Origin of the sequence: Rhizobium sp. BK289 (assembly GCF_014193575.1) — a bacterium.
GTDB lineage: Bacteria > Pseudomonadota > Alphaproteobacteria > Rhizobiales > Rhizobiaceae > Rhizobium > Rhizobium tropici_C.
Genome location: NZ_JACHZO010000007.1, coordinates 66620 through 93422, shown reverse-complemented (window position 1 = coordinate 93422; position 26803 = coordinate 66620). Strand labels below are relative to the sequence as shown.

The 26803-nt window shown below is 60.8% G+C and carries 21 protein-coding genes and 2 pseudogenes; 10 read left to right on the top strand and 13 right to left on the bottom strand.

Annotated features, from left to right (window positions below; translation table 11 throughout):
* Window positions 1–124: 124 nt before the first annotated feature.
* The 4 genes from moaD to FHT84_RS15105 form a co-directional block, all read right to left on the bottom strand.
* The gene (moaD, locus tag FHT84_RS15120) at window positions 125–379 is read right to left on the bottom strand and encodes a molybdopterin converting factor subunit 1 (RefSeq protein ID WP_069616328.1); all 255 of its coding nucleotides are present in this window, start codon (window positions 377–379) and stop codon (window positions 125–127) included.
* Complete coding sequence (gene pgsA / locus FHT84_RS15115) at window positions 379–966, bottom strand: CDP-diacylglycerol--glycerol-3-phosphate 3-phosphatidyltransferase (protein ID WP_112344114.1); 588 nt, start codon at window positions 964–966, stop codon at window positions 379–381. Before pgsA ends, moaD begins: the two co-directional genes overlap by 1 nt.
* A 211-nt stretch (window positions 967–1177) precedes the next feature.
* A complete protein-coding gene (uvrC, locus tag FHT84_RS15110; protein ID WP_113250670.1) occupies window positions 1178–3220 on the bottom strand; it encodes an excinuclease ABC subunit UvrC in 2043 nt (680 codons plus the stop codon).
* The gene (locus tag FHT84_RS15105; protein WP_113250669.1) at window positions 3217–3984 is read right to left on the bottom strand and encodes an SDR family oxidoreductase; all 768 of its coding nucleotides are present in this window, start codon (window positions 3982–3984) and stop codon (window positions 3217–3219) included. The genes uvrC and FHT84_RS15105 overlap by 4 nt, the downstream gene beginning before the upstream one ends.
* Before the next feature lie 362 nt (window positions 3985–4346).
* On the opposite strand from FHT84_RS15105, the gene FHT84_RS15100 reads away from it, so the two are divergent.
* A complete protein-coding gene (locus FHT84_RS15100; protein ID WP_112344117.1) occupies window positions 4347–4979 on the top strand; it encodes an outer membrane protein in 633 nt (210 codons plus the stop codon).
* Window positions 4980–5052: 73 nt separating this feature from the next.
* Here FHT84_RS15100 and FHT84_RS15095 read toward each other — a convergent pair.
* A pseudogene (locus FHT84_RS15095) lies at window positions 5053–5289 on the bottom strand (short-chain dehydrogenase/reductase); the annotation flags it as partial.
* On the opposite strand from FHT84_RS15095, the pseudogene FHT84_RS15090 reads away from it, so the two are divergent.
* Window positions 5285–5773, top strand: a pseudogene (locus FHT84_RS15090) (LysR substrate-binding domain-containing protein); the annotation flags it as partial. The pseudogenes FHT84_RS15095 and FHT84_RS15090 sit on opposite strands and share 5 nt — an antisense overlap.
* Before the next feature lie 11 nt (window positions 5774–5784).
* On the opposite strand, the gene FHT84_RS15085 reads toward FHT84_RS15090, so the two are convergent.
* Together FHT84_RS15085 and FHT84_RS15080 are read right to left on the bottom strand one after the other, a co-directional pair.
* A complete protein-coding gene (locus tag FHT84_RS15085) occupies window positions 5785–6378 on the bottom strand; it encodes a glutathione S-transferase (protein ID WP_183763163.1) in 594 nt (197 codons plus the stop codon).
* 33 nt (window positions 6379–6411) lie between these two features.
* Window positions 6412–7263, bottom strand: coding sequence for a 23S rRNA (adenine(2030)-N(6))-methyltransferase RlmJ (locus FHT84_RS15080; protein WP_113250666.1), 852 nt, complete (start codon window positions 7261–7263; stop codon window positions 6412–6414).
* Between the two features lie 81 nt (window positions 7264–7344).
* Here FHT84_RS15080 and FHT84_RS15075 point away from each other — a divergent pair, with 81 nt between their 5' ends.
* The 3 genes from FHT84_RS15075 (at window position 7345) to FHT84_RS15065 (ending at window position 11368) form a co-directional block, all read left to right on the top strand.
* Complete coding sequence (locus tag FHT84_RS15075; protein WP_246698543.1) at window positions 7345–9468, top strand: molybdopterin oxidoreductase family protein; 2124 nt, start codon at window positions 7345–7347, stop codon at window positions 9466–9468.
* Entirely contained in the window at window positions 9465–10058 is a 594-nt protein-coding gene (locus tag FHT84_RS15070) for an NUDIX domain-containing protein (RefSeq protein WP_113250664.1), read from the top strand. Before FHT84_RS15075 ends, FHT84_RS15070 begins: the two co-directional genes overlap by 4 nt.
* 140 nt (window positions 10059–10198) lie before the next feature.
* Complete coding sequence (locus FHT84_RS15065) at window positions 10199–11368, top strand: alpha-D-ribose 1-methylphosphonate 5-triphosphate diphosphatase (protein ID WP_113250663.1); 1170 nt, start codon at window positions 10199–10201, stop codon at window positions 11366–11368.
* Between the two features lie 235 nt (window positions 11369–11603).
* On the opposite strand, the gene purN is transcribed toward FHT84_RS15065, so the two are convergent.
* Complete coding sequence (purN, locus tag FHT84_RS15060; protein WP_112344124.1) at window positions 11604–12275, bottom strand: phosphoribosylglycinamide formyltransferase; 672 nt, start codon at window positions 12273–12275, stop codon at window positions 11604–11606.
* Window positions 12272–13345, bottom strand: coding sequence for a phosphoribosylformylglycinamidine cyclo-ligase (gene purM / locus FHT84_RS15055; protein ID WP_113250662.1), 1074 nt, complete (start codon window positions 13343–13345; stop codon window positions 12272–12274). Before purM ends, purN begins: the two co-directional genes overlap by 4 nt.
* 222 nt (window positions 13346–13567) lie before the next feature.
* Between purM and FHT84_RS15050 the strand changes: the two genes are divergently transcribed.
* The 4 genes from FHT84_RS15050 to ppx all read left to right on the top strand — a co-directional run bounded on the left by FHT84_RS15050 (window position 13568) and on the right by ppx (window position 19223).
* Entirely contained in the window at window positions 13568–14698 is a 1131-nt protein-coding gene (locus tag FHT84_RS15050) for an AI-2E family transporter (RefSeq protein ID WP_113250661.1), read from the top strand.
* Window positions 14699–14700: 2 nt separating this feature from the next.
* Entirely contained in the window at window positions 14701–15414 is a 714-nt protein-coding gene (hdaA, locus tag FHT84_RS15045) for a DnaA regulatory inactivator HdaA (protein ID WP_113250660.1), read from the top strand.
* 75 nt (window positions 15415–15489) lie between these two features.
* Window positions 15490–17691: an RNA degradosome polyphosphate kinase gene (locus FHT84_RS15040; protein WP_113250659.1), complete on the top strand. Its 2202-nt coding sequence runs from the start codon at window positions 15490–15492 to the stop codon at window positions 17689–17691.
* Between the two features lie 11 nt (window positions 17692–17702).
* Window positions 17703–19223, top strand: coding sequence for an exopolyphosphatase (gene ppx, locus FHT84_RS15035; RefSeq protein WP_113250658.1), 1521 nt, complete (start codon window positions 17703–17705; stop codon window positions 19221–19223).
* A 50-nt stretch (window positions 19224–19273) separates the two neighbouring features.
* Here ppx and FHT84_RS15030 read toward each other — a convergent pair whose 3' ends face one another.
* The 4 genes from FHT84_RS15030 to FHT84_RS15015 form a co-directional block, all read right to left on the bottom strand.
* Complete coding sequence (locus tag FHT84_RS15030; RefSeq protein WP_113250760.1) at window positions 19274–20632, bottom strand: esterase-like activity of phytase family protein; 1359 nt, start codon at window positions 20630–20632, stop codon at window positions 19274–19276.
* Window positions 20633–20794: 162 nt separating this feature from the next.
* Complete coding sequence (locus FHT84_RS15025) at window positions 20795–21847, bottom strand: adenylate/guanylate cyclase domain-containing protein (RefSeq protein WP_113250657.1); 1053 nt, start codon at window positions 21845–21847, stop codon at window positions 20795–20797.
* A gap of 191 nt (window positions 21848–22038) precedes the next feature.
* Complete coding sequence (gene rnd / locus FHT84_RS15020; protein WP_112344131.1) at window positions 22039–23184, bottom strand: ribonuclease D; 1146 nt, start codon at window positions 23182–23184, stop codon at window positions 22039–22041.
* Window positions 23185–23353: 169 nt separating this feature from the next.
* Complete coding sequence (locus tag FHT84_RS15015; protein WP_113250656.1) at window positions 23354–24745, bottom strand: multicopper oxidase family protein; 1392 nt, start codon at window positions 24743–24745, stop codon at window positions 23354–23356.
* Between the two features lie 266 nt (window positions 24746–25011).
* On the opposite strand from FHT84_RS15015, the gene aspS reads away from it, so the two are divergent.
* Window positions 25012–26802, top strand: a complete 1791-nt coding sequence (gene aspS / locus FHT84_RS15010) for an aspartate--tRNA ligase (protein ID WP_112344133.1) — start codon at window positions 25012–25014, stop codon at window positions 26800–26802.
* Window position 26803 lies beyond the last annotated feature (1 nt).

Here is a 26803-nt window from a genome sequence, read left to right as displayed (position 1 = left end):
GCAATTTCCTTGATCGGCTTCGCAAACATGCTGAGCAGCCTCCTGACCCTTCGCCAAGGCTCAGGGCGTTCGTCGCTGCAATCGATTCACTGGATCGATTGCTCGGGCTTCGCCCGACCGCTCCTCACCCCCCGGTCATCGGCGGGAAGAGCCCGATCTCCCGCGCTCCGGCGATCGGCTCATCGTGTTCCGCATGCTCCATGTTGATCGCGACGCGGATCGCCTGGGGAAATTGAAGTGCCGCCTCGTATTCCTCGCCCAAGCCCTTCAAATGACTCAGTAGATCGCCGACTGTGACGACATCGGCGGGAAGGGAAATCTCTTCCTCGGCTTTACCGATCCGCTCGCGCACCCAGGCGAAATAGACGAGTTTCGTCATCATTCTTCATCCACGACATGCTTCAGTCCGGCCCGGAAATAATCATAGCCGGTATAGATGGTCAAAAGCGCTGCGACCCAGAGCAGGACGATGCCCATCTCCGTCGTATAGGGTAGCACCTTGTCGCCCGCCGGCCCAGCCAGAAGGAAGGCGATGGCGACGAGCTGGGCCGTCGTCTTCCATTTCGCGATCCGCGTCACGGGAACGCTGACCTTCAGCGCCGCCAGATATTCGCGCAGGCCGGAGACCAGGATTTCGCGGCAAAGAATGATGATGGCGGCCCAGAGCGACCAGCCGGCAATCGTGCCGTCAGCCGCGACCAGCAACAGGATGGCGGAAACCAGCAGCTTGTCGGCAATCGGATCGAGCATGCGGCCGATATTGGAGGTCTGGTTCCAGATCCGCGCGAGATAGCCATCGAGGAAATCGGTGATCGAGGCGATGACGAAGATCCACAGCGCGACCCAGCGCGCGAAATCGGAGCCCTCCAGCTTACCTTCGACGAAAAAGCACAGAACGATCAGGGGTACGCAGAGAATGCGGCCGTAGGTGAGCAGATTGGGGATGCTGTAAGCGCGCGAAGCCATGGAAATCGTTTCGTTTCGGTTATCTCGACGGAGCACGATGAGGCTCGGTTTCGGGTCTCATCTTGCTCCGGGAATTTGATTGTTTCGATCTTCTCCAAAAACCGCTTCGCACTTTTTGGGATCAAATCCTAGATGATGGTTTGGCAACCTTATCGTCAATATTGTTTCTGTTTTTTCACCGCCATTGCGTGGAATTTGCGACCAGCTTTTTCTATTTCGCGGCGTCCTCGTGAAAATGATTGTAGACCTGCCGTGCGACGGCTTCGGAAATGCCTTCCACCGCCATGAGATCCGAGAGCGCGGCGCGCGATACCGCCTTGGCGGTGCCGAAATGCTGCAGCAGCGCGCGCTTGCGCGAAGGGCCGATGCCGCCGATCTCGTCCAGCGGATTCTTCACCATCTCCTTCTTGCGCCGCGCCCTATGCGAGCCGATGGCGAAGCGGTGCGCCTCGTCGCGCAGGCGCTGGATGAAATAGAGCACGGGATCGCGCGGCGGCAGCGTGAAATTTTCGCCCGAAGGGGCGAAGAAGCGTTCGCGTCCGGCCTCGCGGTCGACACCCTTTGCGACGCCGATGGCAATGACGCTGTCGGTAATCCCAAGTTCCTCGAGGATAGCACGTACCGCGGTCATCTGCCCCTGGCCGCCGTCGATAAGGATGACATCGGGCCACGCGGGAAAAGGCTGGTCGACTGCATCGGTGCCGGCAGCCTCCACGGCAGCGGCCCGATCAGGCTTGCCTTCTTCCTTCAGCAGCCGGGAGAAACGGCGAGTCATGACCTCGCGCATCATGCCGAAGTCGTCGCCCGGCGTGATGTCGGTCGATTTGATGTTGAACTTGCGGTACTGGTTTTTTACGAAGCCTTCCGGCCCTGCGACGACCATGCCGCCGACCGCATTCGTGCCCATGATGTGGGAGTTGTCGTAGATCTCGATGCGTTGCGGTGTGTAGGGAAGCTTGAACGTTTCCCTGAAGCCTTCGAGCAGCCGCGATTGCGAGGCGGTTTCCGCCAGCTTGCGGCCATGCGCCTCGCGGGCGTTGGCGATGACATGCTCGACCAGATCGCGCTTTTCGCCGCGCTGCGGCACGAGGATCGTGACCTTGTGACCGGCCTTCTCGCTGAGGGCAGCCGCCAGCAGCTCGATTTCCTCGACCGTCTCCGACAGCAGGATCTGCCGCGGCACCGGCTTGTCGTCATAGAATTGCGCGAGGAAGGCGTTCAGCACTTCGGCGCCGGAGAGCGACGGATCAGCCTTCGGGAAATAGGCGCGGTTGCCCCAGTTCTGGCCGGTGCGGAAGAAGAAGACCTGGATGCAGGAGATGCCGCCCTCGTGATGGATGGCGAAGACATCGGCTTCCTCGACGCCGGCCGGATTGATGCCCTGATGGCTCTGTACATGCGAGAGCGCCGCCAGACGGTCGCGGAAAATGGCGGCACGTTCGAAATCCAGATCCTCGGCGGCAGCATTCATCGCCTCCGCCATGTGCGCCTTGACGTTCTGGCTCTTGCCGGAAAGGAAGTCCTTCGCCTCCTGTACCAGTTCGCCGTACCCCGCATCGCTGATCTCATGCGTGCAGGGGCCGGAACAGCGCTTGATCTGATAGAGCAGACAGGGCCGCGTGCGCGTCTCGAAGACGCTGTCAGTGCAGGTGCGGATCAGAAAGGCCCGCTGCAGCGAATTGATGGTGCGCCCGACCGCCCCAGCCGAAGCGAAAGGGCCGAAATAGTCGCCCTTGCGGGCGCGGGCACCGCGATGCTTGAAGATCGCCGGTGCGCGATGATCCCCCGTGATCAGAATATAGGGAAAGGATTTGTCGTCGCGCAGCAGGACGTTAAAGCGCGGGCGCAAGCGCTTGATCAGATTCGCTTCCAGCAGCAGCGCTTCCGTCTCCGTCCGCGTGGTGACGAATTCCATATTGGCGGTTTCGCGCACCATGCGGGCGATGCGGTTGGAATGCACCTTGCCCAAGGCATAGTTGGAGACGCGCTTCTTCAGGCTGCGGGCCTTGCCCACGTAGAGCACGTCACCAGCCTCGTTGAACATGCGGTAAACACCGGGGTTGTTCGGCAGCCGTTTGACGAATTCGGCGATCAATTCGGCGCCGCGAAGCCCGCTTTCGTTCTTTCCGCCTTCGTTCCAATCGACGGGCGCAACGGGGGAGGCGGCGGCATCGCCCTCCACCTCGATGTCGTCCTCGATATCCTCTGATTCGTCATAGAGAACGCCGCCGTCGGGCAGCTTTCTTCCATTCATTCCGCACTCTCCGACACGTCTGGCGTTTCCCAGGCAAGATGCTGGCCGCCATCGAGCGCTATCATTTGGCCCGTGATCGAGGGCGTGTCAAAAAGAAAGCGGATGGTCCGGCCGAATTCTTCGAGCCCCGGCGCCGCCTTTAATATGAGGCCGTCGATCTGCGCTTGAAAGTCCTCCTCGCTCTGCCGCACGCTGCGCACTGTCGGGCCGGGACCGATGGCGTTGACGCGGATGCGGGGGGCGAAACTCTGCGCCATCGTCTGTGTCGCCGTCCAAAGCGCTGCCTTCGACAGCGTATACGAATAGAAGCGCGGGTTCAGCGCCCAGACCCGCTGGTCGACCATATTGACGATCAGGCCTGGATGCGGCTCGGGAAGCTGCCGCACGAAATCGGCAGCCAGGATAGAAGGTGCGCGAACATGCACAGCGAAATGTGCGTCGAAGGCTTCCGCGTCGAAACGATCGGCGGAATCGCCGAGGAAAGCTGAGGCATTGTTGACCAGGAGATCGAGCGGGCCAAGAGCATCCGTGGCCCTTTTGACAAGGGTTGACGTCTCGGCCAAATCTAGCAGATCGGCCTTGATCGCAATCGCCTTTCGGCCCATTTGCTGCAATTTCGCCACAATCTCCGTTGCCTCGGCAAGGGATTGGTTGGCGTGCAGTGCCACCGCAAAGCCGTTAGCCGACAAATCCTCGGCAATTGCCCTGCCTATTCTTTTGGAAGCGCCGGTTATCAACGCCGTGCGTAGTTTTTCCTGGCTCAAGAGATTGCCTTTTGCTCGTCGTTATCCAATCGACGCTCATATAGGGCGTCGATACACCATATGAAAAGATGCAGAGCAAATGACGCTCTTTGAGATTTCTTATGTAAAGCTTGGGATATATTTAGATTAAAATAAGTATACACGCTTTAACCATTGGTTATGGTTAACAATTCCTCTGTTGCGATGAAGCAACATCGAAATTCAGCCATGTCTGTGCCACAATGATATCATATTTTGGCTCTTCCAATTCCTCATTTGCATTCCAATTTCAACCTCGATCCGGGAGGGATATTTTTAATTGCTCGTGGCGCTTCGAAGTCAAGGACAGTAAGCGGGGCCCACGGGACTGAAAGGAGAAAAGTATGCGTACTCTTATCAAGACCCTCATGGTCTCCGCTTTCGCTCTCGGCGGCTACACCGCAGCTCACGCCGCTGACGCTGTCGAGCAGATTCCGCAGCCGCCCGTCGCTCAGGAAGCAGCTCCGGCCGTCAACAACTGGTCCGGCTTCTACATCGGTGGTGCCGGCGACTGGAACGCCGGTCACTTCACCCGCAACGGCGACGCCTACGCCTGGGGCGGCCAGGCCTTCACCGGCTACAACTGGCAGCAGGGCCAGATCGTATACGGTGTTGAAGCTGACCTCGGCTACTCCGGTGCCGACAGCACCCGCAACGGCCTGACCGCCAAGAACGGTGTCAACGGCTCGGTTCGCGGTCGTATCGGTTACGACTTCAACCCGTTCATGCTCTACGGCACGGCCGGTCTGGCCCTTGGCCAGAACAAGCTGGAAGACGCGACCTCGTCCGACAGCAAGACGGCTGTTGGCTACACGGTCGGTGCAGGTGCTGAAACCTTCATCACCAACAACATCACCGCTCGCCTCGAGTACCGTTACACGGACTACGGCAAGAAGAACTTCGACCTCGACTCCGGTCGGTTCTCTCGTGGTTACGACGAGCAGAGCGTCAAGGTCGGTATCGGTGTCAAGTTCTAATCACTTGACGGCATGGAATGAAGAAAAAGCCGGGGTTTACGCCCCGGCTTTTTCCGTTTCATAGGCTGACTGTTTACACGGCGTCCTTCGGAAAATCGGTCGAGACAGCCAGTTCGCGCCAGTCGGCCAGTTCCCTGGCGACATAGTCATTCTTGGTCTCGATCGCGCCGACAGTATCCGAGCCGAAGGGCATGCGCAGCGGCAGATTGGCCGAATGAGCAAGCGTGATCACCGACTTTGCAAGCCGTGCGGGATCGCCTGGCTGGCCGTGGTTATGGCCGGCCGCGAAATCGCGCATCGCCCCCGCCGGTTTCGACGCCGGCATACGGTTCGGCGAACGCATCTCCGCCGATATGATCGCTGTCCCCATCGGTCCTCGCCAGCGGACGGCGATCGTCGGCTCGCCCGAGCATTTTCAGCGTTTTCCCAAACCGCTCACGCCTCACGATCTGAAAGATCACCCCTGCATCCGCTACCGTTTCGCGAGCGGCACATATTATCGCTGGGAGTTCGAGCGCGGGGGCATCGAGCTGGAGATCGAGGTGCAGGGGCCGCTGACGCTCGGCGATCTCGACATCATGCTGGACGCCGCCGTCAATGGCTCCGGTCTTGCCTTCCTGTTCGAGGATCACGCGCTGCCGGCTTTAGAGGATGGCCGGCTGATCCGCGTGCTGGAGGACTGGTGCCCCTATTATCCCGGCTTTTTCCTCTATTATCCGAGCCGCCGGCAGCTGCCGACGGCTTTGCGCGCCTTTATCGATTTTGTAAAGGCCGAGACTGCTCGCCAGAGCTGAGCCGAACAGCGTCAGACCTGCGGCTTCATCGCCGGAAAATCGGGGAAATGCTTCTCGAACTTGCGCGCCCAGTCCGTCAACCCCGCATGGTCTGCTTCCCATTGTCCTTCGAAGCGGAGCTGCAGATAGCCGACGAGGGAGGCAAGTGCGAAATGACCCGCATGCAGCTTCTTGCCGATCTTCGGCGGTTCTGCATCGAGATGGGTGAGGGCGCGGCTGACCTTCGTCCACTGCCGGTCGATCCAGGGCTGATGCTGCTTCTCGGGTTCGCGAAGACGACGCTCGTAGACGATCGACAGCAGGCACTCGTTGGTGCCGTCGATCAGCGCTTCCAGAACCTCGATCTCGGTGCGCTTGCCCTTCTTCGTTGGATAGAGCCCACCCTCGCGCCGGTCGAAATAATGCATGATGGCGCGGCTGTCGAAAATCGCCTCGCCGTCGCCGGTCAGCAATGTCGGGATCTTGCCGAGCGGGTTGTTGTCGATCAGCAGCGTCGGACCGGCATTCGTGTCGACATGGATCTCCTCAAGCTTGATGCCCAGATGGCGTGCCGCCATGCGCACCTTGCTGGAGAAGGGGGAGGTGGGCGAGCAAAGAAGTCTCATGAAATCACCTGCGGGATGTGTATGTGATAAATCTCAATGTTCGCCACGCAGCCAGAAGGCGCGCTGCGAGGCGAAACGGTCCTGCGCCAGAATATCCTTCAAGGCCGGCAGCAGCGCATGCAACTCATCCTTCAGCGTGAAGGGCGGGTTGACGATGATGAGGCCGGAGCCGGTAAGCCCGGTGAAGCCGCGATCGCTTTTGACGATCAGCTCGGCGCAGAGCATCTTCGGAATTTCCAGCGCCTGCAGCGCCTCGTGAAATGGCTTGATCGGCGCATCCTTCTTGATCGGATACCAGAGGCAATAGGTGCCGCCCGGAAAGCGGCGCCAGGCTTTGGCCAGGCCGTCGATCAGCCGCTCATATTCGCCTTCCTCCTCGAAAGGCGGATCGACGAGCACGATGCCCCGCTTCTCCTTCGGCGGCAGATGCGCGCCGAGCGCCAGCCAGCCGTCCAGTTCGGTGATGCGTGCATGATGATCGCCCTCGAACAGGCGGTGCAGCCGCTGAAAATCGTCCGGGTGCAGTTCCATCGCCGAAAGCCGGTCCTGCGGGCGAAACAGCATCCGGGCGAGCTTCGGCGAGCCGGGATAGAGCCTCAGGCCGCCTTCAGGGTTTAGCTCACGGATAGCGACGAGATAGGGCTCCAGCAGATCGGCGACCTGCGGCACGAGTTCCGCCTCCAGCACCCTGCCGATGCCGTCACGCCATTCGCCGGTCTTCTGGGCTTCCTCGGACGACAGATCGTAAAGCCCGATGCCGGCATGGGTATCGAGAACGCGAAAGGCCTTGTCCTTGTTCTGCATGTAGCGGACGAGGCGCGCGAGAACAGCGTGTTTCAAGACATCGGCAAAATTGCCCGCGTGGTAGATGTGCCGATAGTTCATTGTCGGTGAAGTCCGCATGAATTGTTGAGATGGGCCGGATTGTCTCTAGTGGCCGGACATCGCTTGAAATATACAAACATCATGAACATTGCGACCCCCATCCAAGCCAAATCGCGCGTCGGCCACACGGCCTGTCCGCATGACTGTCCCTCCACCTGCGCGCTGGAGGTCGATCTGACGGAAGACGGCAGGATCGGCCGGGTTCGCGGCGCCAACGATCATTCCTATACCTCGGGCGTCATCTGCGCCAAGGTCGCGCGCTATGCCGAGCGGCTTTACCATCCCGATCGCCTGATGAAGCCGCTGTGCCGCGCCGGCGCAAAGGGCGAGGGGCGCTGGCAGGAAATTTCCTGGGAAGATGCACTCGACGAGATCGCCGAAGCTTTCATCAAGGCCGAAGCCAAGGACGGCAGCGAGGCGATCTGGCCCTATTTCTATGCCGGCACGATGGGCTGGGTGCAGCGCGATTCCATCGAGCGGCTGCGCCATGCCAAGCGCTATTCCGGCTTCTTCTCCTCGATCTGCACCAATCCGGCCTGGACGGGCTTCACCATGGCGACCGGCGTGCTGCGTGGTCCCGATCCACGCGAGATGGGCCGTACCGATTGCGTCGTCATCTGGGGCACGAATGCGGTTGCTACCCAGGTCAACGTCATGACCCATGCAGTGAAATCCCGCAAGGAACGCGGCGCCAAGATCGTCGTTATCGATATTTATGACAACCCGACGATGAAGCAGGCCGACATGGCCTTGATCGTCAAGCCGGGCACGGATGCGGCCCTTGCCTGCGCCGTCATGCACATCGCCTTCCGCGACGGTTATGCCGACCGCGAGTACATGGCCAAATATGCTGACGATCCCGCTGGCCTCGAAGAGCACCTGAAATCAAAGACCCCGGCATGGGCTGCCGCTATCACCGGCCTTTCGGTCGACGAGATCGAAGCCTTCGCCAAGCTCGTGGGGACGACGAAGAAGACCTATTTCCGCCTCGGCTACGGCTTTACCCGCCAGCGCAACGGCGCGATCGCCATGCATGCGGCAGCCTCGGTCGCGACGGTGCTCGGCTCCTGGCAATATGAGGGCGGCGGCGCCTTCCATTCGAACAGCGATATCTTCCGCATGGATGCGAGCGAACTGACCGGCCGCGCCATGAAGGATCAGGATATCCGCATGATCGATCAGTCGCAGATCGGCCGCGCCCTGACAGGCGATGCCGTCGCGCTTCGCCATCGCGGTCCGGTCACGGCCATGCTGATCCAGAACACCAATCCGGTGAATATCGCGCCGGAGCAGCGGCTGGTGAAGCGCGGCTTCGCCCGCTCCGATCTCTTCGTCGCCGTGCATGAGCAGTTCATGACCGATACGGCCGAGATGGCTGATATCGTCATCCCCGCCACCATGTTCGTTGAGCATGACGACATCTATCGTGCCGGCGGCCAGAACCACATCCTTCTCGGCCCGAAGCTTGTGGAGCCGCCGCCGACAGTGCGCAGCAATCTCTTCGTGATCGAGGAGCTGGCGAAGCGTCTCGGCGTTGCGGATCGCCCCGGCTTCGGTTTTTCGGCTCGCGAGATGATCGACCGTGTTCTGTCCAGAAGCGGCCTGCCGGATTACGATTATTTTCTCGAACACAAATGGTTCGATCGCCAGCCGGATTTCGAGGAGGCCCATTTCATCAAGGGCTTCGCCCATCCCGACGGGAAATTCCGTTTCCGCCCGGACTGGGTCAATCAACCGGCGCCGAACCGCCCGCCGGCCTCGATCGGGTTGCTCGGGCCGCATGTCGAGCTGCCGGAGTTTCCGGATCAGGTCGATGTCATCGAGGTGGCCGATCCCGAGCATCCGTTCCGGCTCGCGACCTCGCCATCGCGCAACTTCCTGAATTCGAGTTTCGCGGAAACGAAGACATCGCGGCAGAAGGAAAGCCGTCCTGAGGTGATGATCAATCCGGCCGATGCCGAAGCACTCGAGATCATCCATGGAGAGTTGGTCCGCATCGGCAATGGCCGAGGCGATATTCGCCTCCACGCCCGCGTGACAGCGGAAGTGAAGCCGGGCGTGCTGATCGCCGAGGGGCTGTGGCCGAACAAGGCTCATGTCGACGGCGAGGGCATCAACGTACTCACCGGCGCCGATCCCGTCGCGCCCTATGGCGGCGCGGCTGTCCACGACAACAAGGTATGGCTTCGCAAGGACGTGGCATGAGTAAACTCGAAAAGGCGAAAGCCGAGATCGTCAGCGAGGAGACGCTGGCGGATCAATGGACGCGGCTGAGCACATTTGAGATCGACTACACGGATTCGCGCGGCGAAAATCATCGGCTGAAGCGCGAGGTCTATCATCGCACGCCGGCCGCCTGCATTCTCCTCTATGATCCCAGCCATGAAACCGTGGTACTCGTCCGGCAATATCGTCTGCCGGCCCAGCTGGTCGGCGAGCCAGCCTGGATGATCGAAGTGCCAGCCGGTTTGCTCGACGGCGATGATCCGGAAGCGGCGATCCGACGCGAGGCCATGGAGGAGACGGGCTTTCGCGTGCGCGACATCCGCTTCCTCTTCAAATCGATGACGTCGCCCGGCTCCTCGACCGAGGTCATCCATTTCTTCGCCGCCGTGATCGACACGTCCGACCGTGTCGCCGATGGCGGCGGGCTTGCGGAAGAGCATGAGGATATCGAGGTCCTGGAGGTTCGCCTGTCCGATGCGATTGTCATGATCGAGAAGGGCGATATCTCCGACGCCAAGACGATCATGCTGCTGCAATGGGCGGTTTTGAATGTCGCGAGTCTGAAATAGCTTTTGCCTTGGGGAAGCTTTGTGAAACTCTGCTCCCCATTCATCACAATGTCACGAATCAAGCTTACCGGGGCGTGCTGGCCGGAAACATTCGAATGTTTCCGAGCCTCCTTCATTGACGCTGTTTCAGGAGAAAGCCGATGTGGCTCAGCAATTTCACGCTCGTTCTTCCCAATGAGGTCGTCGAGAAGGGTGCGGTGCGCATCGAGGACGGCGTGATTGCCGAAATCCGCTCGGATCCGGTGGAAAATCCGATCTTCGACGGCGGCGGCCGCTTGCTGATGCCGGGCTTCGTCGATCTGCACTGTGACATGGTGGAGCGCGAGATCGCACCGCGTCCGAATGCGATGATGCCGATCGATTTCGGCATTCACGAGCTGGACAAGAAGCTGGCGGCGGCCGGTGTCACCACCGCCTTCGCCGCGCTCTCCTTTGCGACCGAAAGCGTCTACGGCCACGTCCGTTCGCTCGAAACCACCTCGGCAGTGATCCGCGGCATCGGCAGCCTGCGCGACGAGCTCCTGATCGACCACCGTGTCCATGCACGCTACGAAATCACCAATCTCGACGCGGCGCCGACCCTGGAGCGGCTCCTGGAAGAAGGCTCCGTCGATATGGTTTCGCTCACCGACCATACACCGGGGCAGGGGCAGTATAACGACATCGAAAGCTACATCCGCAGCATGTCAGAGCGCCGCTCCATGTCGCGGGAGGCCGCCGAGGAAGTGGTCGCACAGCGCATCGCGCAGCGCGAGGATCCTGAGATCGAGCGCAAGCTCCATGAGGTGGTCGAACTCGCGCTGAAGCACAAGCTGTCGCTGGCCTCGCATGATGACGACAGTGCCGAGAAGGTGGCGGCGATGCACGATCTCGGCGTGACGATCAGCGAATTTCCGGTGACGGGACCGGCTGCGGAGGAAGCCCGCCGCCGCGGTCTCTGGACCCTGATGGGAGCGCCGAACGCGCTTCGCGGCCAGTCGATGTCCGGCAATCTCAGCGCCCTCGATGCGGCGCGCTCGGGCCTGCTCGGCATCATCGCGGCCGATTATCACCCGGCGGCCTTCGTGCCGGCGATCTTCAAGATCGCCGACATTGTTGCTGGCGGTCTGCCGGCGGCCGTTGCAACGGCAACCTCCAATGCTGCCCGTTCGGCCGGTCTGACGGATCGCGGCGAAATCGCCGTCGGCCAGCTTGCCGATCTGGTGGCCGTCGAGCCCGGCTCGGTTCACCGCATCCGCGCCACCTTCCGCGGCGGCCGCATCGTCTATAGCGACGGCACGCTGCACCCGTTGATGGCGATTGCGGCTTGAGGAGGATTGTGAGGGTGAGACATCTGGCTCCCCCTCATCCGGTCGCTATAAACGCCGATCCCGGCAAAAAGCACTTTGCTGGGAAGACTAGACTTCCGCTTCAAAGGAAGTCGCATAACCCCAAACGCGATGACTTTGCTGAAATGGGAGCACCTGAAGCGCTTCTCCCTTCTCCCCCTGGGGAGGAGGTGCCCGAAGGGCGGATGAAGGGGCGTTTAGCCACAGAATTCCCTATTTAACCTGCGTCCCCAAGCAGTGACAAAATCTGCCGTCCATCGACAGCAGGGTTTTTGCCAAGGCTCACGGCCTTGCCGTCTTCCATCCTGACCTTGCCTTCCGCCAGCAGCCGCAGCGATTGCGGATAAAGCTGATGCTCGACCGTCAGCACGCGGGCGGCGAGACTATCGGCGGTATCGTCGCTGAGCACGGGCACGGCCGCCTGGCCGATGACCGGGCCCTCATCCATGCCTTCGGTGACGAAATGCACGGTGCAGCCGGCAATGCGCATGCCGGCCTCGATGGCGCGCTGATGCGTATGCAGGCCGGGGAAAAGCGGCAGCAGAGAGGGATGGATGTTGATAATCCGGCCCTTGTAAGCCTGGATGAAGCGGCCGGAAAGCAGCCGCATATAGCCGGCAAGGCAGATGATATCGGGCGAGAGGGCGTCAAGCTGCGAAAGGATCGCCTCTTCATGGGCTTCCTTGCCGGCAAACTCCTTGCGCACGAAAGCGAATGTTGCAACGCCTTCAGCCGCAGCCCTTGCCAGCCCGCCGGCATCCGCCTTGTCGGAAATGACGCCAACGATCTCGGCCGGGTAGTCCGCTGCCTTCGTGGCCTTCAGAAGAGCCAGCATGTTGGAGCCGCCGCCCGAAATGAAGACGACGACGCGTTTACGCGGCGTGGTCATAGAGCGAGCGTGCCCTTATAGACGGTGCCGGGAGCGCCTTCTTCGCGCGCGACCATGCGGCCGAGCGTAACGACGGCTTCGCCTTCAGCCTCAAGCACGGCCTTCACGGCATCGACATTTTCCTGAGCGACGACCACGATCATGCCGATGCCGCAGTTGAAGGTGCGCAGCATTTCCTTCGCTTCGACGCCACCCGTCTTGGCCAGCCAGGAGAACACCGGCGGCGCCTTAACCGCAGCAAGATCGATTTCGGCAGCCAGATGCTTCGGCAGCACGCGCGGAATGTTCTCCGGAAAGCCGCCGCCGGTGATGTGGGCAAGCGCCTTGAGGGCATGGGTTTCGCGGATGGCTTTCAGCAGAGGCTTCACATAGATGCGCGTCGGCGTCAGCAGCGCTTCCCCCAGCGCCTTGCCTTCGGCGAATGGCGCCGGCGCATCCCAGCCGAGGCCGGAAAGCTCGACGATCTTGCGCACCAGCGAGAAGCCGTTGGAATGAACGCCTGACGAGGCGAGGCCGAGAATGATGTCGCCCTCGGCAATATCGCCCGAAGGTAGCAGTTGGCCGCGTTCGGCGGCGCCGACGGCAAAGCCCGCCAGATCGTAATCGCCGTGGGAATACATGCCCGGCATTTCCGCCGTCTCGCCGCCGATCAGCGCACAGCCTGCATCGCGGCAGCCGGCAGCAATGCCGCCGACGATCGCCGCACCCTGGTCCGGGTCGAGCTTGCCGGTGGCGAAGTAATCGAGGAAGAAGAGCGGCTCGGCGCCCTGGACGACCAGATCGTTCACGCACATGGCCACGAGGTCGATCCCGACGGTATCATGATAATTGGCGTCGATTGCGATCTTCAGCTTGGTGCCGACGCCGTCATTGGCGGCGACCAGCACCGGATCGGTGAAGCCCGCAGCCTTGAGGTCGAACAGGCCGCCGAAGCCGCCGATTTCGCCGTCCGCACCCGGCCGGCGCGTCGAACGGACGGCGGGCTTGATCTTTTCGACCAGCAGGTTGCCGGCGTCGATATCGACGCCCGCGTCGCTATAGGTCAGACCGTTTTTTCCAGACTGGCTCATGCTTCCGCCTCCGATGGCCGCCCGTCCATTATGACAGGGCTTTGATCGGCTCGCCATTGCATGATAGGGCCCTTTATGCAAGGCGCAAGCGCCGCAAACCCTGCGATTTTCCCCGCTTCCCATCGCCCAAGGCAGATTTCCGGCCGCAGACTTGACCATAATTGCGGCGTCATCCTATGTCCTAAGCACACGGCAAACGGGCGCGAGACAACGGGGAAGACGATGGAGCAAAAGGTCAGCGGGGCGAGCCTCAAGCGCCAAGTCACGTTCTGGGTGATCGTGCTCGTCGTCTTTATCGCTTTCATCTACATCTTCAGCACGATCCTGCTGCCGTTTATCGCTGGCATGGCGGTTGCCTATTTCCTCGATCCGGTCGCCGACCGGCTGGAGCGGATCGGCCTCAGCCGCCTGATGGCGACGGTGGTGATCCTCGTCTCCTTCGTGCTGATCTTCGCACTGGCGCTCACGATCTTCATTCCGATCATCATCAACCAGTTCAACGACTTCATCCAGCACATACCGTCCTATGTGCAGCAGGTGCAGCAGCTGATCGCCAAAGCGCAGACGATGGTGCTGCCGGACTGGATCCGCAACCAGCTCGGAGCCATCAAGGACAATTTCTCCAGCATCATGTCCGACGGGCTTAGCTTCATCGGCGGGCTGTTTGCGCAGATCTGGAGCTCCGGCAAGGCGCTGGTCAACATCATCTCGCTGATGGTCGTTACACCTGTTGTCGCCTTCTACATTCTGCTCGATTGGGATCGTATGATCGCCAAGGTGGACGACTGGACACCGCGCGATCACGTCGCCACCGTCCGCCAGATCGCTCGCGAGATCGATCAGGCGATCGCCGGCTTCATCCGGGGGCAGGGGTCGCTCTGCATCATCCTCGGCGTATATTATGGTGTCGGCCTGTCGCTGGTCGGCTTGAACTTCGGCCTGCTGATTGGCCTCTTCGCCGGCATGATCAGCTTCATCCCCTATGTCGGCTCGCTGGTTGGCCTTGTTCTGGCCGTCGGGGTTGCGCTCGTTCAATTCTGGCCCGATTATCTTTGGGTCGGTCTGACGCTCGCCGTCTTCTTCACCGGCCAATTCCTCGAAGGCAACATATTGCAGCCGAAGCTCGTCGGCGAAAGCGTCGGCCTGCACCCGGTCTGGCTGATGTTCGCCCTTTTTGCCTTTGGCGCTCTTTTCGGTTTCGTCGGCCTGTTGATCGCGGTTCCGGCGGCCGCCGCATGCGGCGTTCTTGTCCGCTTCGCCCTTTCGCGCTACCTTCAGAGCGATCTCTATTACGGACGCTCGGAAGCGGGCAAGGCGCGCAGAGCCAAGACCGGCAAGACCGAGAATAGCTAGACATGACCGACGCAAAGAACGCTGATCTAAGGCGCAAGGCCGCCGAGCAGCTGCCCTTGGCCTTTACGCATGATCCCGCAAACGGGCGCGACGATCTGCTCGTCGCCGATCCCTTGAGCGCGGCGGTGAAGATCGTCGATTCCTGGCCGCACTGGCCGTCGCCGGTCGTCATTCTGGCCGGTCCCGTCGGCTCCGGCAAATCGCATCTTGCCAGCATCTGGGCCGAACGGTGCGGGGCAGTCCACATTCATCCGGTGGCCGGTTCCGATGCCGCCGTCGCAGCGGCGAATGACCCCGTCATCTTCGAAGACGTGGATCGCCTCGGTTTTGACGATACCGAGCTCTTTCATGTCATCAACAGCGTCCGCGAAAACGGTACCAGTCTCCTGATGACGAGCCGGCTCTGGCCGATGTCATGGCCGGTGACGCTGCCCGACCTGCGCTCCCGCCTGAAGGCGACGACGGTGGTCGAGATCGGCGAGCCGGACGAGGAATTGCTGTCGCAGGTGATCGTCAAGCTCTTTGCCGACCGCCAGCTTTATATCGATGACAAACTCGTCCTTTATATCGTCAACCGCATGGAGCGCTCACTCAACGCGGCGCAGATGATCGTCGACAGGCTGGACCGGCTGGCACTTGGGCGGGGCACAAGGATCACGCGCCAGTTGGCCGCTGAGGTCTTGAATGAACTGGGCAATTCCGGTCAGCCGGATTGAGCTGACACCGACTGTCACAGTTCCGTCGTCAAACTGATATACGTGGCACAGGATTGGAAAGAGGGTAGGTGGAACATGGACTCGGCACTCACGGAACATCAGGACGCCAACCAGGAAAATCCAGAGGCCGCACCTTCGGTCAGCGAATTGATGACCAGCCCGGAGCGCTTCATCAACCGCGAATTCTCCTGGCTGCAGTTCAACCGCCGCGTCCTTGAAGAGACGCTGAACACCGCTCATCCGCTGCTGGAACGTGTCCGCTTTCTCTCCATCTCCGCCGCCAACCTCGATGAATTCTTCATGGTACGCGTCGCCGGCCTCGAAGGTCAGGTCCGCCAGAAGATCCTCGTGCGCACCCCGGACGGCAAGACGCCCGCCGAGCAGCTCGACGATATCCTGCGCGAGATCGACAATTTGCAGATGGAGCAGCAGGCCTCGCTTGCCGTCCTGCAGCAATATCTCGCCAAGGAAGATATTCTGATCGTCCGCCCCGCTGCCCTTTCCGATGCCGATCGCCAGTGGCTCCATACCGAATTCGAACAGGCGATCTTCCCGGTCCTGACGCCGCTCTCCATCGACCCAGCTCATCCTTTCCCGTTCATTCCGAACCTCGGCTTCTCGATCGCGCTGCAGCTGAAAAGCATGAACGGTCGCGAGCCGATGACGGCGCTGCTGCGCCTGCCGCCGGCGCTGGACCGCTTCGTGCGCCTGCCGGATGCCAGCAACGTCATCCGCTACATCACGCTCGAAGATGTGGTGAACATCTTCATCCACCGGCTCTATCCCGGCTATGAGGTGCAGGGCTCCGGTACCTTCCGCATCATCCGAGACAGCGATATCGAAGTCGAGGAAGAGGCCGAGGATCTGGTGCGCTTCTTCGAAACCGCGCTGAAGCGGCGGCGCCGCGGCTCGGTGATCCGCATCGAGACGGACTCCGAAATGCCGCTCGAGCTTCGCCAGTTCGTGGTGGAGTCGCTGAACGTTCCGGGAAACCGCATCGCGGTTCTGCCCGGCCTTCTCGCGCTCAACACGCTGTCGGAAATCTGCAAGGCCCCACGCGACGATCTGCGTTTCGAGCCCTATAATGCCCGATTTCCTGAGCGCGTCCGCGAACATGCCGGCGATTGCTTCGCCGCGATCCGCGAAAAGGACATGGTCGTCCACCACCCCTACGAGTCCTTCGACGTGGTGGTCCAGTTTCTTCTCCAGGCTGCTAGGGATCCTGACGTTCTGGCGATAAAGCAGACGCTTTACCGCACGTCGAACGATAGCCCTATCGTCCGCGCGCTGATCGATGCAGCCGATCTCGGCAAATCGGTTACGGCGCTGGTGGAACTGAAGGCCCGCTTCGACGAAGAAGCCAACATCCGCTGGGCGCGCGATCTGGAGCGCGCCGGCGTGCAGGTCGTCTTTGGCTTCATCGAGCTCAAGACGCATTCGAAGATGTCCATGGTCGTGCGCCGCGAAGATGGCAAGCTGCGCACCTACTGCCATCTCGGCACCGGCAACTACCATCCGGTCACTGCCAAGATCTATACCGATCTTTCCTACTTCACCTGCGATCCCACGATCGCTCATGATATGGCGAATATCTTCAACTTCATCACCGGTTATGGTGAGCCGGAGGAGGGCATGAAGATTGCGGTCTCGCCCTATACGCTGCGTCCGCGCATCCTCCAGCATATCGAGGGCGAGATCGAGCACGCCAGGAACGGCCGTCCGGCGGCGATCTGGATGAAGATGAATTCGCTCGTCGATCCCGATATCATCGACGCTCTGTATCGCGCCAGCAACGCCGGCGTCGATATCGAGCTTGTCGTGCGTGGGATTTGCTGCCTGCGTCCGCAGATTCCCGGCCTTTCCGAAAGGATTCGGGTCAAGTCCATCGTCGGTCGCTTCCTGGAGCACAGCCGCATCTTCTGCTTCGGCGATGGTCATGGCCTGCCGTCGGACAAGGCGCTGGTCTATATCGGCTCGGCCGACATGATGCCGAGAAACCTCGACCGCCGCGTCGAAACCCTCGTGCCGCTCACCAACAAGACCGTGCATGAACAGGTGCTTTCGCAGATCATGCTGGGCAATATCATTGACAATCAGCAGAGCTACGAGATATTGCCGGACGGGACTTCACGGCGCATGGAAGTGCGCCAGGGAAAAGAGCCATTTAATGCGCAGCAGTATTTCATGACCAACCCCAGCCTGTCGGGTCGTGGTGAAGCCTTGAAATCCAGTGCACCGAAACTCATCGCTGGACTGCTGTCGGGCCGCAACAAATAAAATGGACCTTCATGGTTGAGTCTGAAGCCCAGGGGCGCCTTCCGGGTATTGCCCCTGTCTCCGTTGTCGATATCGGGTCGAACTCGGTCCGTCTTGTCGTCTATGAAGGCCATTCGCGGTCTCCGACCATCCTTTTCAACGAGAAAGTGCTATGCGGCCTCGGCAAGGGCATAGCGCTCACCGGCAAGATGGATGAGGAAAGCGTGGCGCGGGCACTGGCCGCGCTGCATCGTTTCAAGGCGCTCTCCGATCAGGCACGCGCATCCACCATCTATGTGCTGGCGACAGCCGCAGCGCGTGAGGCCAGCAACGGTCCGCAGTTCATTCACCAGGCCGAAGCCATTCTTCAGCGCAAGGTGCGGGTGCTTTCGGGCGAAGAAGAAGCACGCTTCTCCGCGCTCGGGATTATCAGCGGCTTTTTCCACCCCGATGGCATTGCCGGCGACCTCGGCGGCGGCTCGCTGGAGCTGATCGACATCAAGGACCGGGAGATCGGCAAGGGCATCACGCTGCCGCTCGGCGGCCTGCGTCTGTCCGAATATTCCGGCGGCTCGATCGAAAAGGCGCGCAGCTTCGCGCGCAAGCATGTCAAGACGGCGAAGCTGTTGAGCAAGGGCGAGGGCCGCACTTTCTATGCAGTCGGCGGCACATGGCGAAGCGTAGCCAAGCTGCACATGGAAATCCGCAAATATCCGCTGCACATGATGCAGGGCTATGAAGTGCAGCTCGATGAAATGATCCGCTTCCTGGATCAGATCGTCGAATCGAAGGATTCGAAGGACCCGGCTCTGCAGGCGGTTTCCAAGCATCGCCGTTCGCTGCTGCCCTTCGGCGCGGTCGCGATGCGCGAAGTGCTGACGGCCATGAAGCCATCCGTTATCTCCTTTTCCGCACAGGGCGTCCGCGAGGGGTATCTCTACTCGCTGCTGACCGAAGCGGAGCGCAACAGCGATCCGCTGCTCACCGCAGCAGGCGAGCTTGCCATCCTGCGGGCGCGTTCGCCGGAACATGCCCGCGAGCTTGCCGATTGGACCGGGCGGATGATGCCCTTTTTCGGTATCACCGAGACCGAAGAAGAGAGCCGTTATCGCCAGGCAGCGTGCCTACTTGCCGACATCAGCTGGCGAGCCCATCCTGATTATCGCGGCCTGCAGGCGCTGAATATCATCGCCCACACCTCCTTTGTCGGCATCACCCATGCCGGCCGCGCTTTCATCGCGCTTGCCAACTACTACCGTTTCGAGGGCTTGAACGACGACGGAGCGACCGAGCCGCTCGCAACGATCGCAACCCCGCTCTACATCGAGCGGGCCAAGCTGCTCGGCGGCCTGCTGCGTGTCGTCTATCTCTTCTCGGCCTCGATGCCCGGCATCGTCCGCAATCTGTCGTTTCGCCGTTCGACAAACCCGGATGTGGATCTCGAATTCGTCGTTCCAGCCGAGTATCACGATTTTGCCGGCGAGAGGCTGGATGGGCGGCTGCAGCAGCTCGGCAAGCTCACCAATCGCCGCCTGGCCTTCCGCTTCGAATAGAGTTTTGAAGCCTCTCCCCGCAAAACAGGGAGAGGCCGTTTCGCCGCGACTTATTTCGCGTTCAGGAAATCACCCACTTCAAGAAGGCTGAACTCATTGTCGTCAGCCTTGTCGACGGCGCGTCCTGCCGAGAAGGGCAGGTTGTTGTCGTTACCGATGACGATATGCGTGACATCGACGCGGTCGACGTTCTCGATGGTGACGAAGGGCATGTCGTAGAAGCCTTCGCCACCACCCTGGCGGCGCTTGTAATCGGGATCTTCGATGCGCAGCAGGTCGATATAGCCGATCTTGCGGACGGACCTGCCGACATTGGCGTCGCTGAACTCGATCTTGTAGACGCGCTTCAGCTCGGCCGGGGCCTCGAAGCAATCCGGCTTCGGCTGCTTGGGATCGGCGCAGGCCTTGTCCTTCGTGCCGGCGCCGTTGTCGCGTTCGATGACGAGGGCCGTCGTTTCGTCGAGCATGTTGAAATCGCCGATCGAAACGCCCTTGTCCGCGAAAGGATAGAGCCAGCTGCGGCCGGTCCAGCTCTTCGAGGCGACGTCGAATTCGATGACACGGATAGCCGTCTTGCCGTCGACGCTCTCCATCTGGCCGTCATCCTTGTAGATTGCGCCTTCCAGCAGACCGTAGAGCTTGGAGCCGTCCTTCGACATGGCGAGACCCTCGAAGCCGCCGGAGCGCTTCAGGTTGAAGGCCGGCATCTTCTGCGTCGGATTGCCCGGTAGTTGGATCAGCGGATTGTCGGGAGACATGACCGGCTTGCCATCGAGCGTCGTTGCGAAGACGTCGGTCAGTTGGCCGTTCGTATCGAATTTCAGCAGGTAGGGACCGAATTCGTCGCCGATCCAGAAGCCATCGGCAACCGGCTGGATCGATTCGATGTCGAAGTCGGCACCGGTCAGGTACCGCTTGTCGGCGCCTTCCATGACGATCGGGAAGGGGGCCTTCTTGTTCGGGTCGGACAGGAACAGGTTCTTGACGACCTCGACCTTGCCGTTGTCCCAGTCGAATTTCAGCTGATGCAGGAAAAGCATCGCGTCGGAAGAATTCTGCTTGGAGCCGAAGCCGTTGTCGGAGAGCGTCCAGAAGGTGCCGTCGGGCATGGTCTTGATGCCGGAGAAGCCCTGGATCGGCTGGCCGGCGAAGGGCAGCTTCAGGTCGGTGACGCGGGCGCCATCCTTGCCCGGCACGGTGCCAAGTGCGTCCGTGCGCTTGCGATCCGGCGTCGTCAATTTGCCTGAGGTTTTCAGGAAATCGGCCGCATCGGCGGGGGCGGCAGTGATGGTGTTGGCCGGCAGGATGGCCTGGCCGACGAGCTTTGCCTTGAATTGCTGCTCGTCGGCCTGGGCCGAGGCGGCAAGCAGAATGAAGAGTGCCGTGGAGGCGGAAAGAATTCGGGTCATCATGTCACCTTGTTGGCGAGGAGTGGCGAAACAATCCCGCTTAACAGGCGAGCCATGTCGGCGAATTAACGCCCAGGTGAAGTTTTGGTGACTGTGGACAACCCGTGAGATGTGAAGCTCAGGCGTGCGCCGATCTCGAAATGCAGCCTGGCTTTGCACCGCCTACAATCTGCTGCGGATCGCCTTGAGAGCCTCCCGGCTCTGCCTATGAAGGGCGATGACGCCAAGGTGCTGATCGCGGCCGCGAACGGCATGTTCGCCAAGCTCTTCCTTGATGATCTCTTCGGGAAGCTCCATCCGTCTGGCAAGATCGCTGGAAATGAGCACCTGGCGCTCCAGCGTTTTGCAGAGAGACTCCAGCCTTGCGGTCGTGTTCACCGTGTCGCCGAAATAGGCGATCTTGTGATGGTCGACGCCGATTTCCGCCGTTACGACGCTGCCGCCATGCAGAGCGGCTCGCAAACGCGGCACGCGGCCGTAGGATTTCAGCCAAGTCTCGGCGTTCTTTTCGATATCGTCGAGGATATTGAAGACGCAGCGCACGCAATTGGCATTCTTGACGCCCCGTTGAAGCGGCCAAGTGATGATGGCGGCATCGCCGATATAGTCGTCGATCGCGCCCTTGTGCCGCCGCACCGGCTCAGCCATGGCGCCGAACACCGCGCCGAGGAATGCCTGCGTTTTCAGGTCGCCATGTTCCTCGGCAAAAGCCGTCGAGCCGACGAGATCAATGAAGAGGAAGACACGCTCCTCCTGCACCGGATTGCGGTAGCGGCCGGTCAACAGGCTGGAGAAGACGTCGCGCCCGAGCAACTCCCGCACGCGGCCGATGAAAATGACGATGGCGGTCACGACGACGGCGTAGAGATAGACATCAATCTTCAGCAGCGTGAGGTCTTTCCAGGAGCCATCGACCAGTCCGAGCAGCTTCATGATACTGCCCGCCATGGCATAGCCGGCGCTCATCAGCAGGAAATCGACGACGAGGGCCGAAAGGATGAAGGCCGGTGTCGGCAGCCGATGCATCCAGTCGTTCAGCCGCGGCAGGATCATGCGGCGTTCGAAGACCAGCAGCGGCATGCCGCAGAACAGTGCGAAGACCGCGCCGATGTACATCGGTGCCTGCGGAAAGAATAGCTTGCCATAGATGACGCCCGTCGAAGCGACGAACAGCGACGTCAGGATCCAGTTGCGCATCGAATGGAAGATGTCCATTCACTTTTCCGCCGAGAAACGACGCCTGTCATCGACGCGGGATTGCGCCGGCGAACTGGAACGTCATCGAAGATAACGATTACACAAGACGTTCATTCCACGAGATTTGCGGCGCAATCGTGATGGCGGCCGCTATCTCGATGCGCGAATCATACGCAATCGCAAGGCGCCGGGAAAGGAGAATGTCGCGGCTAGAGGGCGACCGTCTCGATCCGCTTGCCGACGAAGCGCAGGGCCACTTGCCCCTGTATCAGCTGCAAAGCCGTCTCGCCGAAAAGATCGCGACGCCAGCCGGTTAGGGCCGCGACATCGGCCTTCTCGCCCTCGGCGGCGATCTTGTCGAGATCGTCGCTGTTGGCGATTACTTTCGGCGCGACGCCATGCTTTTCCGCAATCAGCTTCAGCAACACCTTCAGCAATTCGGAAGCGGCAGCCGTGCCTTCTGGCGCCTGCTGATGGCGCGGCGGATGCGGCATCTCCGATTTCGGCAACGCCAGCGCCGCATTGATCGCCTCGAGCACGGCCGTGCCGGCGGCCGAGCGCTCCCAACCCTTGGGGATCGTACGCAGACGCGCCAGCGCTTCGGTATCCTTCGGCTGCTGCTGCGCAATCTCATAGATCGCATCATCCTTCAGCACGCGGGCGCGCGGGACGTTGCGGGCGCGGGCCTCGCGTTCGCGCCAGGCGGCCACGAATTTAAGGACGGCCAGTTCCTGCGGCTTGCGCAGCCGCATCTTCAGCCGTTGCCAGGCATCGTCCGGATGCAGGTCGTAGGTCTCGCGCGCTTCGAGGATTGCCATCTCCTCCTGCAGCCAGGAGGCGCGCCCTTCGCGCTGCAATTGCTCCTTGAGCGAGAGATAGACGTCACGCAGATGCGTCACGTCGGCGAGTGCATAGTCGAGCTGCTTTTCCGAGAGCGGGCGCCGGCTCCAGTCGGTAAAGCGCGAGGACTTGTCGATATGGACGTTTTTGATGCGGCTGACGAGCTGATCGTAGGAAACCGAATCGCCGAAGCCGCAGACCATCGCCGCGACCTGCGTATCGAAGATCGGGTGCGGAATGAGGTTGCCGCGATGGAAAATGATTTCGATATCCTGGCGCGCAGCATGAAACACCTTCAAGACCGATGGGTTGGCCATCAGTTCGAAGAAGGGTGCCAGATCCAGCCCCTTGACCAGCGGATCCACCAGCACTTCGGTCGTAGGGCTTGCCATCTGTATCAAACACAGCTCCGGCCAGAAGGTCGTTTCTCGCAGGAATTCCGTATCGATGGTAATGAATTCCGACTTGGCCAGCTCTTGGCAGGCCGCCTCCAATTGGGCGGTAGTTTCGATCATATCAACACATTCAATGGTAAAATACTTCCTTAACTTCCTTCTCCTTTCAGCCGGATATGTCAATACTTTCGCGGGCAAAGCCTTTGCCGCATTTCGCTTTTGACGGAAATTAATGGAAGCGGATGGCGCTTCGGTGGAAACCGCTGGGGCCAGCGCTGTTTGCCGCTGCTTATGCCACACGCACGTAACTGGTCATGCCCGTCTTCTGATGCTCGATGATATGGCAATGCAGCAGCCAATCGCCGGGATTGTCGGCAACGAAGGCGAGCTGAACCTTTTCATCCGGCTGGATCAGATAGGTGTCCGACACGAATGGCTGTACCTGCCGCGTCGAGGAGGAGATAACCGTGAAGCTCATTCCGTGCAGATGGATCGGATGGCTGTGCGGAGTGACGTTTTCCATGTCGATGACATAGCTCTTGCCGAGCTTGAGTTCGGCAAGCGGCGCTGTGGGGTCCGGGGTATCGCCCGGCCACGGCACCTTGTTGATGGCCCAGAAGCTGTAGCCGAGCGAACCGCAGATGCTGTTGTCGGCGGTGTTTTCCGCCGTGGCGCTGAGAATGAGCGGGATATGTGTTGCCGCGCCAAGATCGGCCTTCTGCACGGGATTGTCTTCCAGCGGCGCCAGATCGCGGAGATCGCGCTTCAGAGAGCTGCCGACTGCCCGCAGCGTTGCCAGCACCTTGGGATCGGTGCCCTTGATATCCTCGAGCCTGACGAGCGCACCTTCGCTGTCGGGCATGCGCACGGCGAGCTCCAGCCGCTGCCCCGGTCCGAGCTGCAGAAGATCGAGCGGAAAGCGCTGCGGCACGGGATTACCGTCGATCGCGATCACGGTCGCCTCCGCGCCGTCCATGCGGAAGGAATAGATACGTGTGACGTCAGTGATCGCAATGCGCAGGCGCACAAGCCCGCCGGAAGGGGCATCATATTGCGGCTGCTGCTGCCAGTTCGCGGTCCGGACCGTTCCATAGGTGCCGGATTTGGCCGCATCACGCGGCCGAAACTGGGCGATGAACTGGCCGTCTCCCCCCAGGCGCCAGTCGCGCAGATTGAGCACCACTTCCGAATCGAAGGCGGGATCCTTGGGGTTTTCGACGACGATGACGCCGGTCATGCCATGGCCCATCTGTTCCAGCGTATTGCAATGCGGGTGATACCAGAATGTGCCGGCATCCGGCGGCGTAAAGGTGTAGTCGAAATGATCGCCGGTATAAATATAAGGCTGGGTGAGGAACGGCACGCCGTCCATATTGTTGGGAAGCCGGATGCCATGCCAGTGAATGGTGGTCGGATCGTCTATGCCGTTGATGAGCCGCGCGGCGAAGGGTTCGCCTTTCTTCATGCGCACGACCGGCGGCGTGCCGGCATCGCCATAGGTCAACACGTTCTTGGTCTTGCCGCCATCGGTGAGATTGGCTTCGATCCTGGCTGTCTTCAGCGTGAGCGGCTCGGCTGCGGCCGCCTTGCCCATAAGCCTTCCGGCGATGCCGAAACCAACGCCATAGGCTCCGGCAACGGCTGAAGCTTTCAGGAGATTGCGGCGGGTGAGGATCGGCATGTCATGCTCCGGGGCGACGATATAAGGATGCCTGTTTAAAGTTGACCTCGCTGTTCAGCAATAGCATCGAGGTAGCCAAACCGCCGCAGCGGCCACTTGCGGATGCTGTTTTGGGTAGCGACTGAAAACAGCTTTAAGCTGACTTCCGGCGTTCGAGCCTTGACAAATCGGGCGCACCATGCGCTTTTCCGCCCGATTTTCTCGTCGGCGGGCGAGGGGTCTGCGTGTCCTTTCGCCGCCGCCCGCCAAGTCCAGGATATAATATTATGCATCGCTATCGCAGCCACACATGCGCCGCCCTGCGCAAGTCCGACGTCGGTTCGACCGTCCGCATTGCCGGCTGGGTTCATCGCGTCCGAGATCATGGCGGCGTGCTGTTCATCGACCTGCGCGATCACTACGGCATCACCCAGGTCGTTGCCGACCCTGATTCCCCGGCCTTCAAGCTCGCCGAAACCGTTCGCGGCGAATGGGTCATCCGCATCGACGGTCTGGTGAAGGCGCGCACTGAAGACACGATCAACAAGAACATGCCGACCGGCGAGATCGAGCTTTACGCCCAGGAGATCGAAGTGCTCTCCGCCGCCAAGGAGCTGCCGCTGCCTGTTTTCGGCGAGCCGGACTATCCGGAAGACGTGCGCCTGAAGTATCGCTTCCTCGACCTTCGCCGCGAGACGTTGCACAAGAACATCGTCAAGCGCACGCAGATCATCTCCTCCATGCGCCGCCACATGGGAGAAGTCGGCTTTACCGAATATACGACCCCGATCCTGACGGCATCGTCGCCGGAAGGCGCACGCGACTTCCTCGTGCCGAGCCGCATCCACCCCGGCACCTTCTACGCGCTGCCCCAGGCGCCGCAGCAGTACAAGCAGCTGCTGATGGTTGCCGGCTTCGACCGCTATTTCCAAATCGCACCCTGCTTCCGCGATGAAGACCCGCGTGCCGACCGTCTGCCGGGTGAATTCTACCAGCTCGACCTCGAGATGAGCTTCGTCACGCAGGAAGACGTCTGGAACACCATGGGCCCGCTGATGACCCAGGTGTTCGAAGAATTTGCCGAAGGCAAGCCGGTCACCAAGGAATGGCCGCGCATTCCCTATGACGAAGCCATCCGCAAGTACGGCTCCGACAAGCCTGACCTGCGCAACCCGATCGTCATGGAAGCGGTAACCGAGCATTTCGCCGGCTCCGGCTTCAAGGTCTTCGCAAACATGATCGCCTCCAACCCCAAGGTCGAAGTCTGGGCCATCCCGGCCAAGACCGGCGGCTCGCGTGCTTTCTGCGACCGCATGAACGCCTGGGCGCAGAGCCAGGGCCAGCCGGGCCTCGGCTACATCTTCTGGCGCAAGGAAGGCGAGAAGCTCGAAGGTGCCGGCCCGCTCGCCAAGAACATCGGCGAAGAGCGCACGGATGCGATCCGCACCCAGCTCGGTCTTGATGACGGCGACGCCTGCTTCTTCGTTGCTGGTGATCCCGCCAAGTTCTACAAGTTTGCTGGTGAGGCACGCACCAGGGCCGGTGAGGAGCTGAACCTGGTCGACCGCGACCGTTTCGAACTTTGCTGGATCGTCGACTTCCCATTCTTCGAATGGAGCGAGGAAGAAAAGAAGGTCGATTTCGCCCACAACCCGTTCTCGATGCCGCAGGGCGGCCTTGAGGCACTGCAGACCCAGGATCCCCTTACGATCAAGGCGTTCCAGTACGACGCCGTCTGCAACGGCTTCGAAATCGCATCCGGCTCGATCCGTAACCAGTCGCCGGAGACGATGGTCGCCGCCTTCGAAAAGGTCGGTCTCAGCCAGGCCGACGTCGAAGAGCGCTTCGGCGGTCTCTACCGCGCCTTCCAGTATGGTGCGCCTCCGCACGGTGGCGCTGCCTTCGGTATCGACCGCATTGTCATGCTGCTGGTCGGAGCCAAGAACCTGCGCGAGATCTCGCTCTTCCCGATGAACCAGCAGGCGCAGGATCTGCTCATGGGCGCTCCTTCGGCCGCCACGCCGACGCAGCTGCGCGAATTGGCGATCCGCCCGGTACCGCCGGTGAAGAAGGACTAAG

Excerpts from the sequence above, each read along its gene's own strand:
- moaD (WP_069616328.1), bottom strand. The coding sequence starts at position 379 with ATGACGAAACTCGTCTATTTCGCCTGGGTGCGCGAGCGGATCGGTAAA.
- pgsA (WP_112344114.1), bottom strand. The coding sequence starts at position 966 with ATGGCTTCGCGCGCTTACAGCATCCCCAATCTGCTCACCTACGGCCGC.
- uvrC (WP_113250670.1), bottom strand. The coding sequence starts at position 3,220 with ATGAATGGAAGAAAGCTGCCCGACGGCGGCGTTCTCTATGACGAATCA.
- FHT84_RS15100 (WP_112344117.1), top strand. The coding sequence starts at position 4,347 with ATGCGTACTCTTATCAAGACCCTCATGGTCTCCGCTTTCGCTCTCGGC.
- FHT84_RS15085 (WP_183763163.1), bottom strand. The coding sequence starts at position 6,378 with ATGAGACTTCTTTGCTCGCCCACCTCCCCCTTCTCCAGCAAGGTGCGC.
- FHT84_RS15080 (WP_113250666.1), bottom strand. The coding sequence starts at position 7,263 with ATGAACTATCGGCACATCTACCACGCGGGCAATTTTGCCGATGTCTTG.
- FHT84_RS15075 (WP_246698543.1), top strand. The coding sequence starts at position 7,345 with ATGAACATTGCGACCCCCATCCAAGCCAAATCGCGCGTCGGCCACACG.
- FHT84_RS15070 (WP_113250664.1), top strand. The coding sequence starts at position 9,465 with ATGAGTAAACTCGAAAAGGCGAAAGCCGAGATCGTCAGCGAGGAGACG.
- FHT84_RS15065 (WP_113250663.1), top strand. The coding sequence starts at position 10,199 with ATGTGGCTCAGCAATTTCACGCTCGTTCTTCCCAATGAGGTCGTCGAG.
- purN (WP_112344124.1), bottom strand. The coding sequence starts at position 12,275 with ATGACCACGCCGCGTAAACGCGTCGTCGTCTTCATTTCGGGCGGCGGC.
- purM (WP_113250662.1), bottom strand. The coding sequence starts at position 13,345 with ATGAGCCAGTCTGGAAAAAACGGTCTGACCTATAGCGACGCGGGCGTC.
- FHT84_RS15050 (WP_113250661.1), top strand. The coding sequence starts at position 13,568 with ATGGAGCAAAAGGTCAGCGGGGCGAGCCTCAAGCGCCAAGTCACGTTC.
- hdaA (WP_113250660.1), top strand. The coding sequence starts at position 14,701 with ATGACCGACGCAAAGAACGCTGATCTAAGGCGCAAGGCCGCCGAGCAG.
- FHT84_RS15040 (WP_113250659.1), top strand. The coding sequence starts at position 15,490 with ATGGACTCGGCACTCACGGAACATCAGGACGCCAACCAGGAAAATCCA.
- ppx (WP_113250658.1), top strand. The coding sequence starts at position 17,703 with ATGGTTGAGTCTGAAGCCCAGGGGCGCCTTCCGGGTATTGCCCCTGTC.
- FHT84_RS15030 (WP_113250760.1), bottom strand. The coding sequence starts at position 20,632 with ATGACCCGAATTCTTTCCGCCTCCACGGCACTCTTCATTCTGCTTGCC.
- FHT84_RS15025 (WP_113250657.1), bottom strand. The coding sequence starts at position 21,847 with ATGGACATCTTCCATTCGATGCGCAACTGGATCCTGACGTCGCTGTTC.
- rnd (WP_112344131.1), bottom strand. The coding sequence starts at position 23,184 with ATGATCGAAACTACCGCCCAATTGGAGGCGGCCTGCCAAGAGCTGGCC.
- FHT84_RS15015 (WP_113250656.1), bottom strand. The coding sequence starts at position 24,745 with ATGCCGATCCTCACCCGCCGCAATCTCCTGAAAGCTTCAGCCGTTGCC.
- aspS (WP_112344133.1), top strand. The coding sequence starts at position 25,012 with ATGCATCGCTATCGCAGCCACACATGCGCCGCCCTGCGCAAGTCCGAC.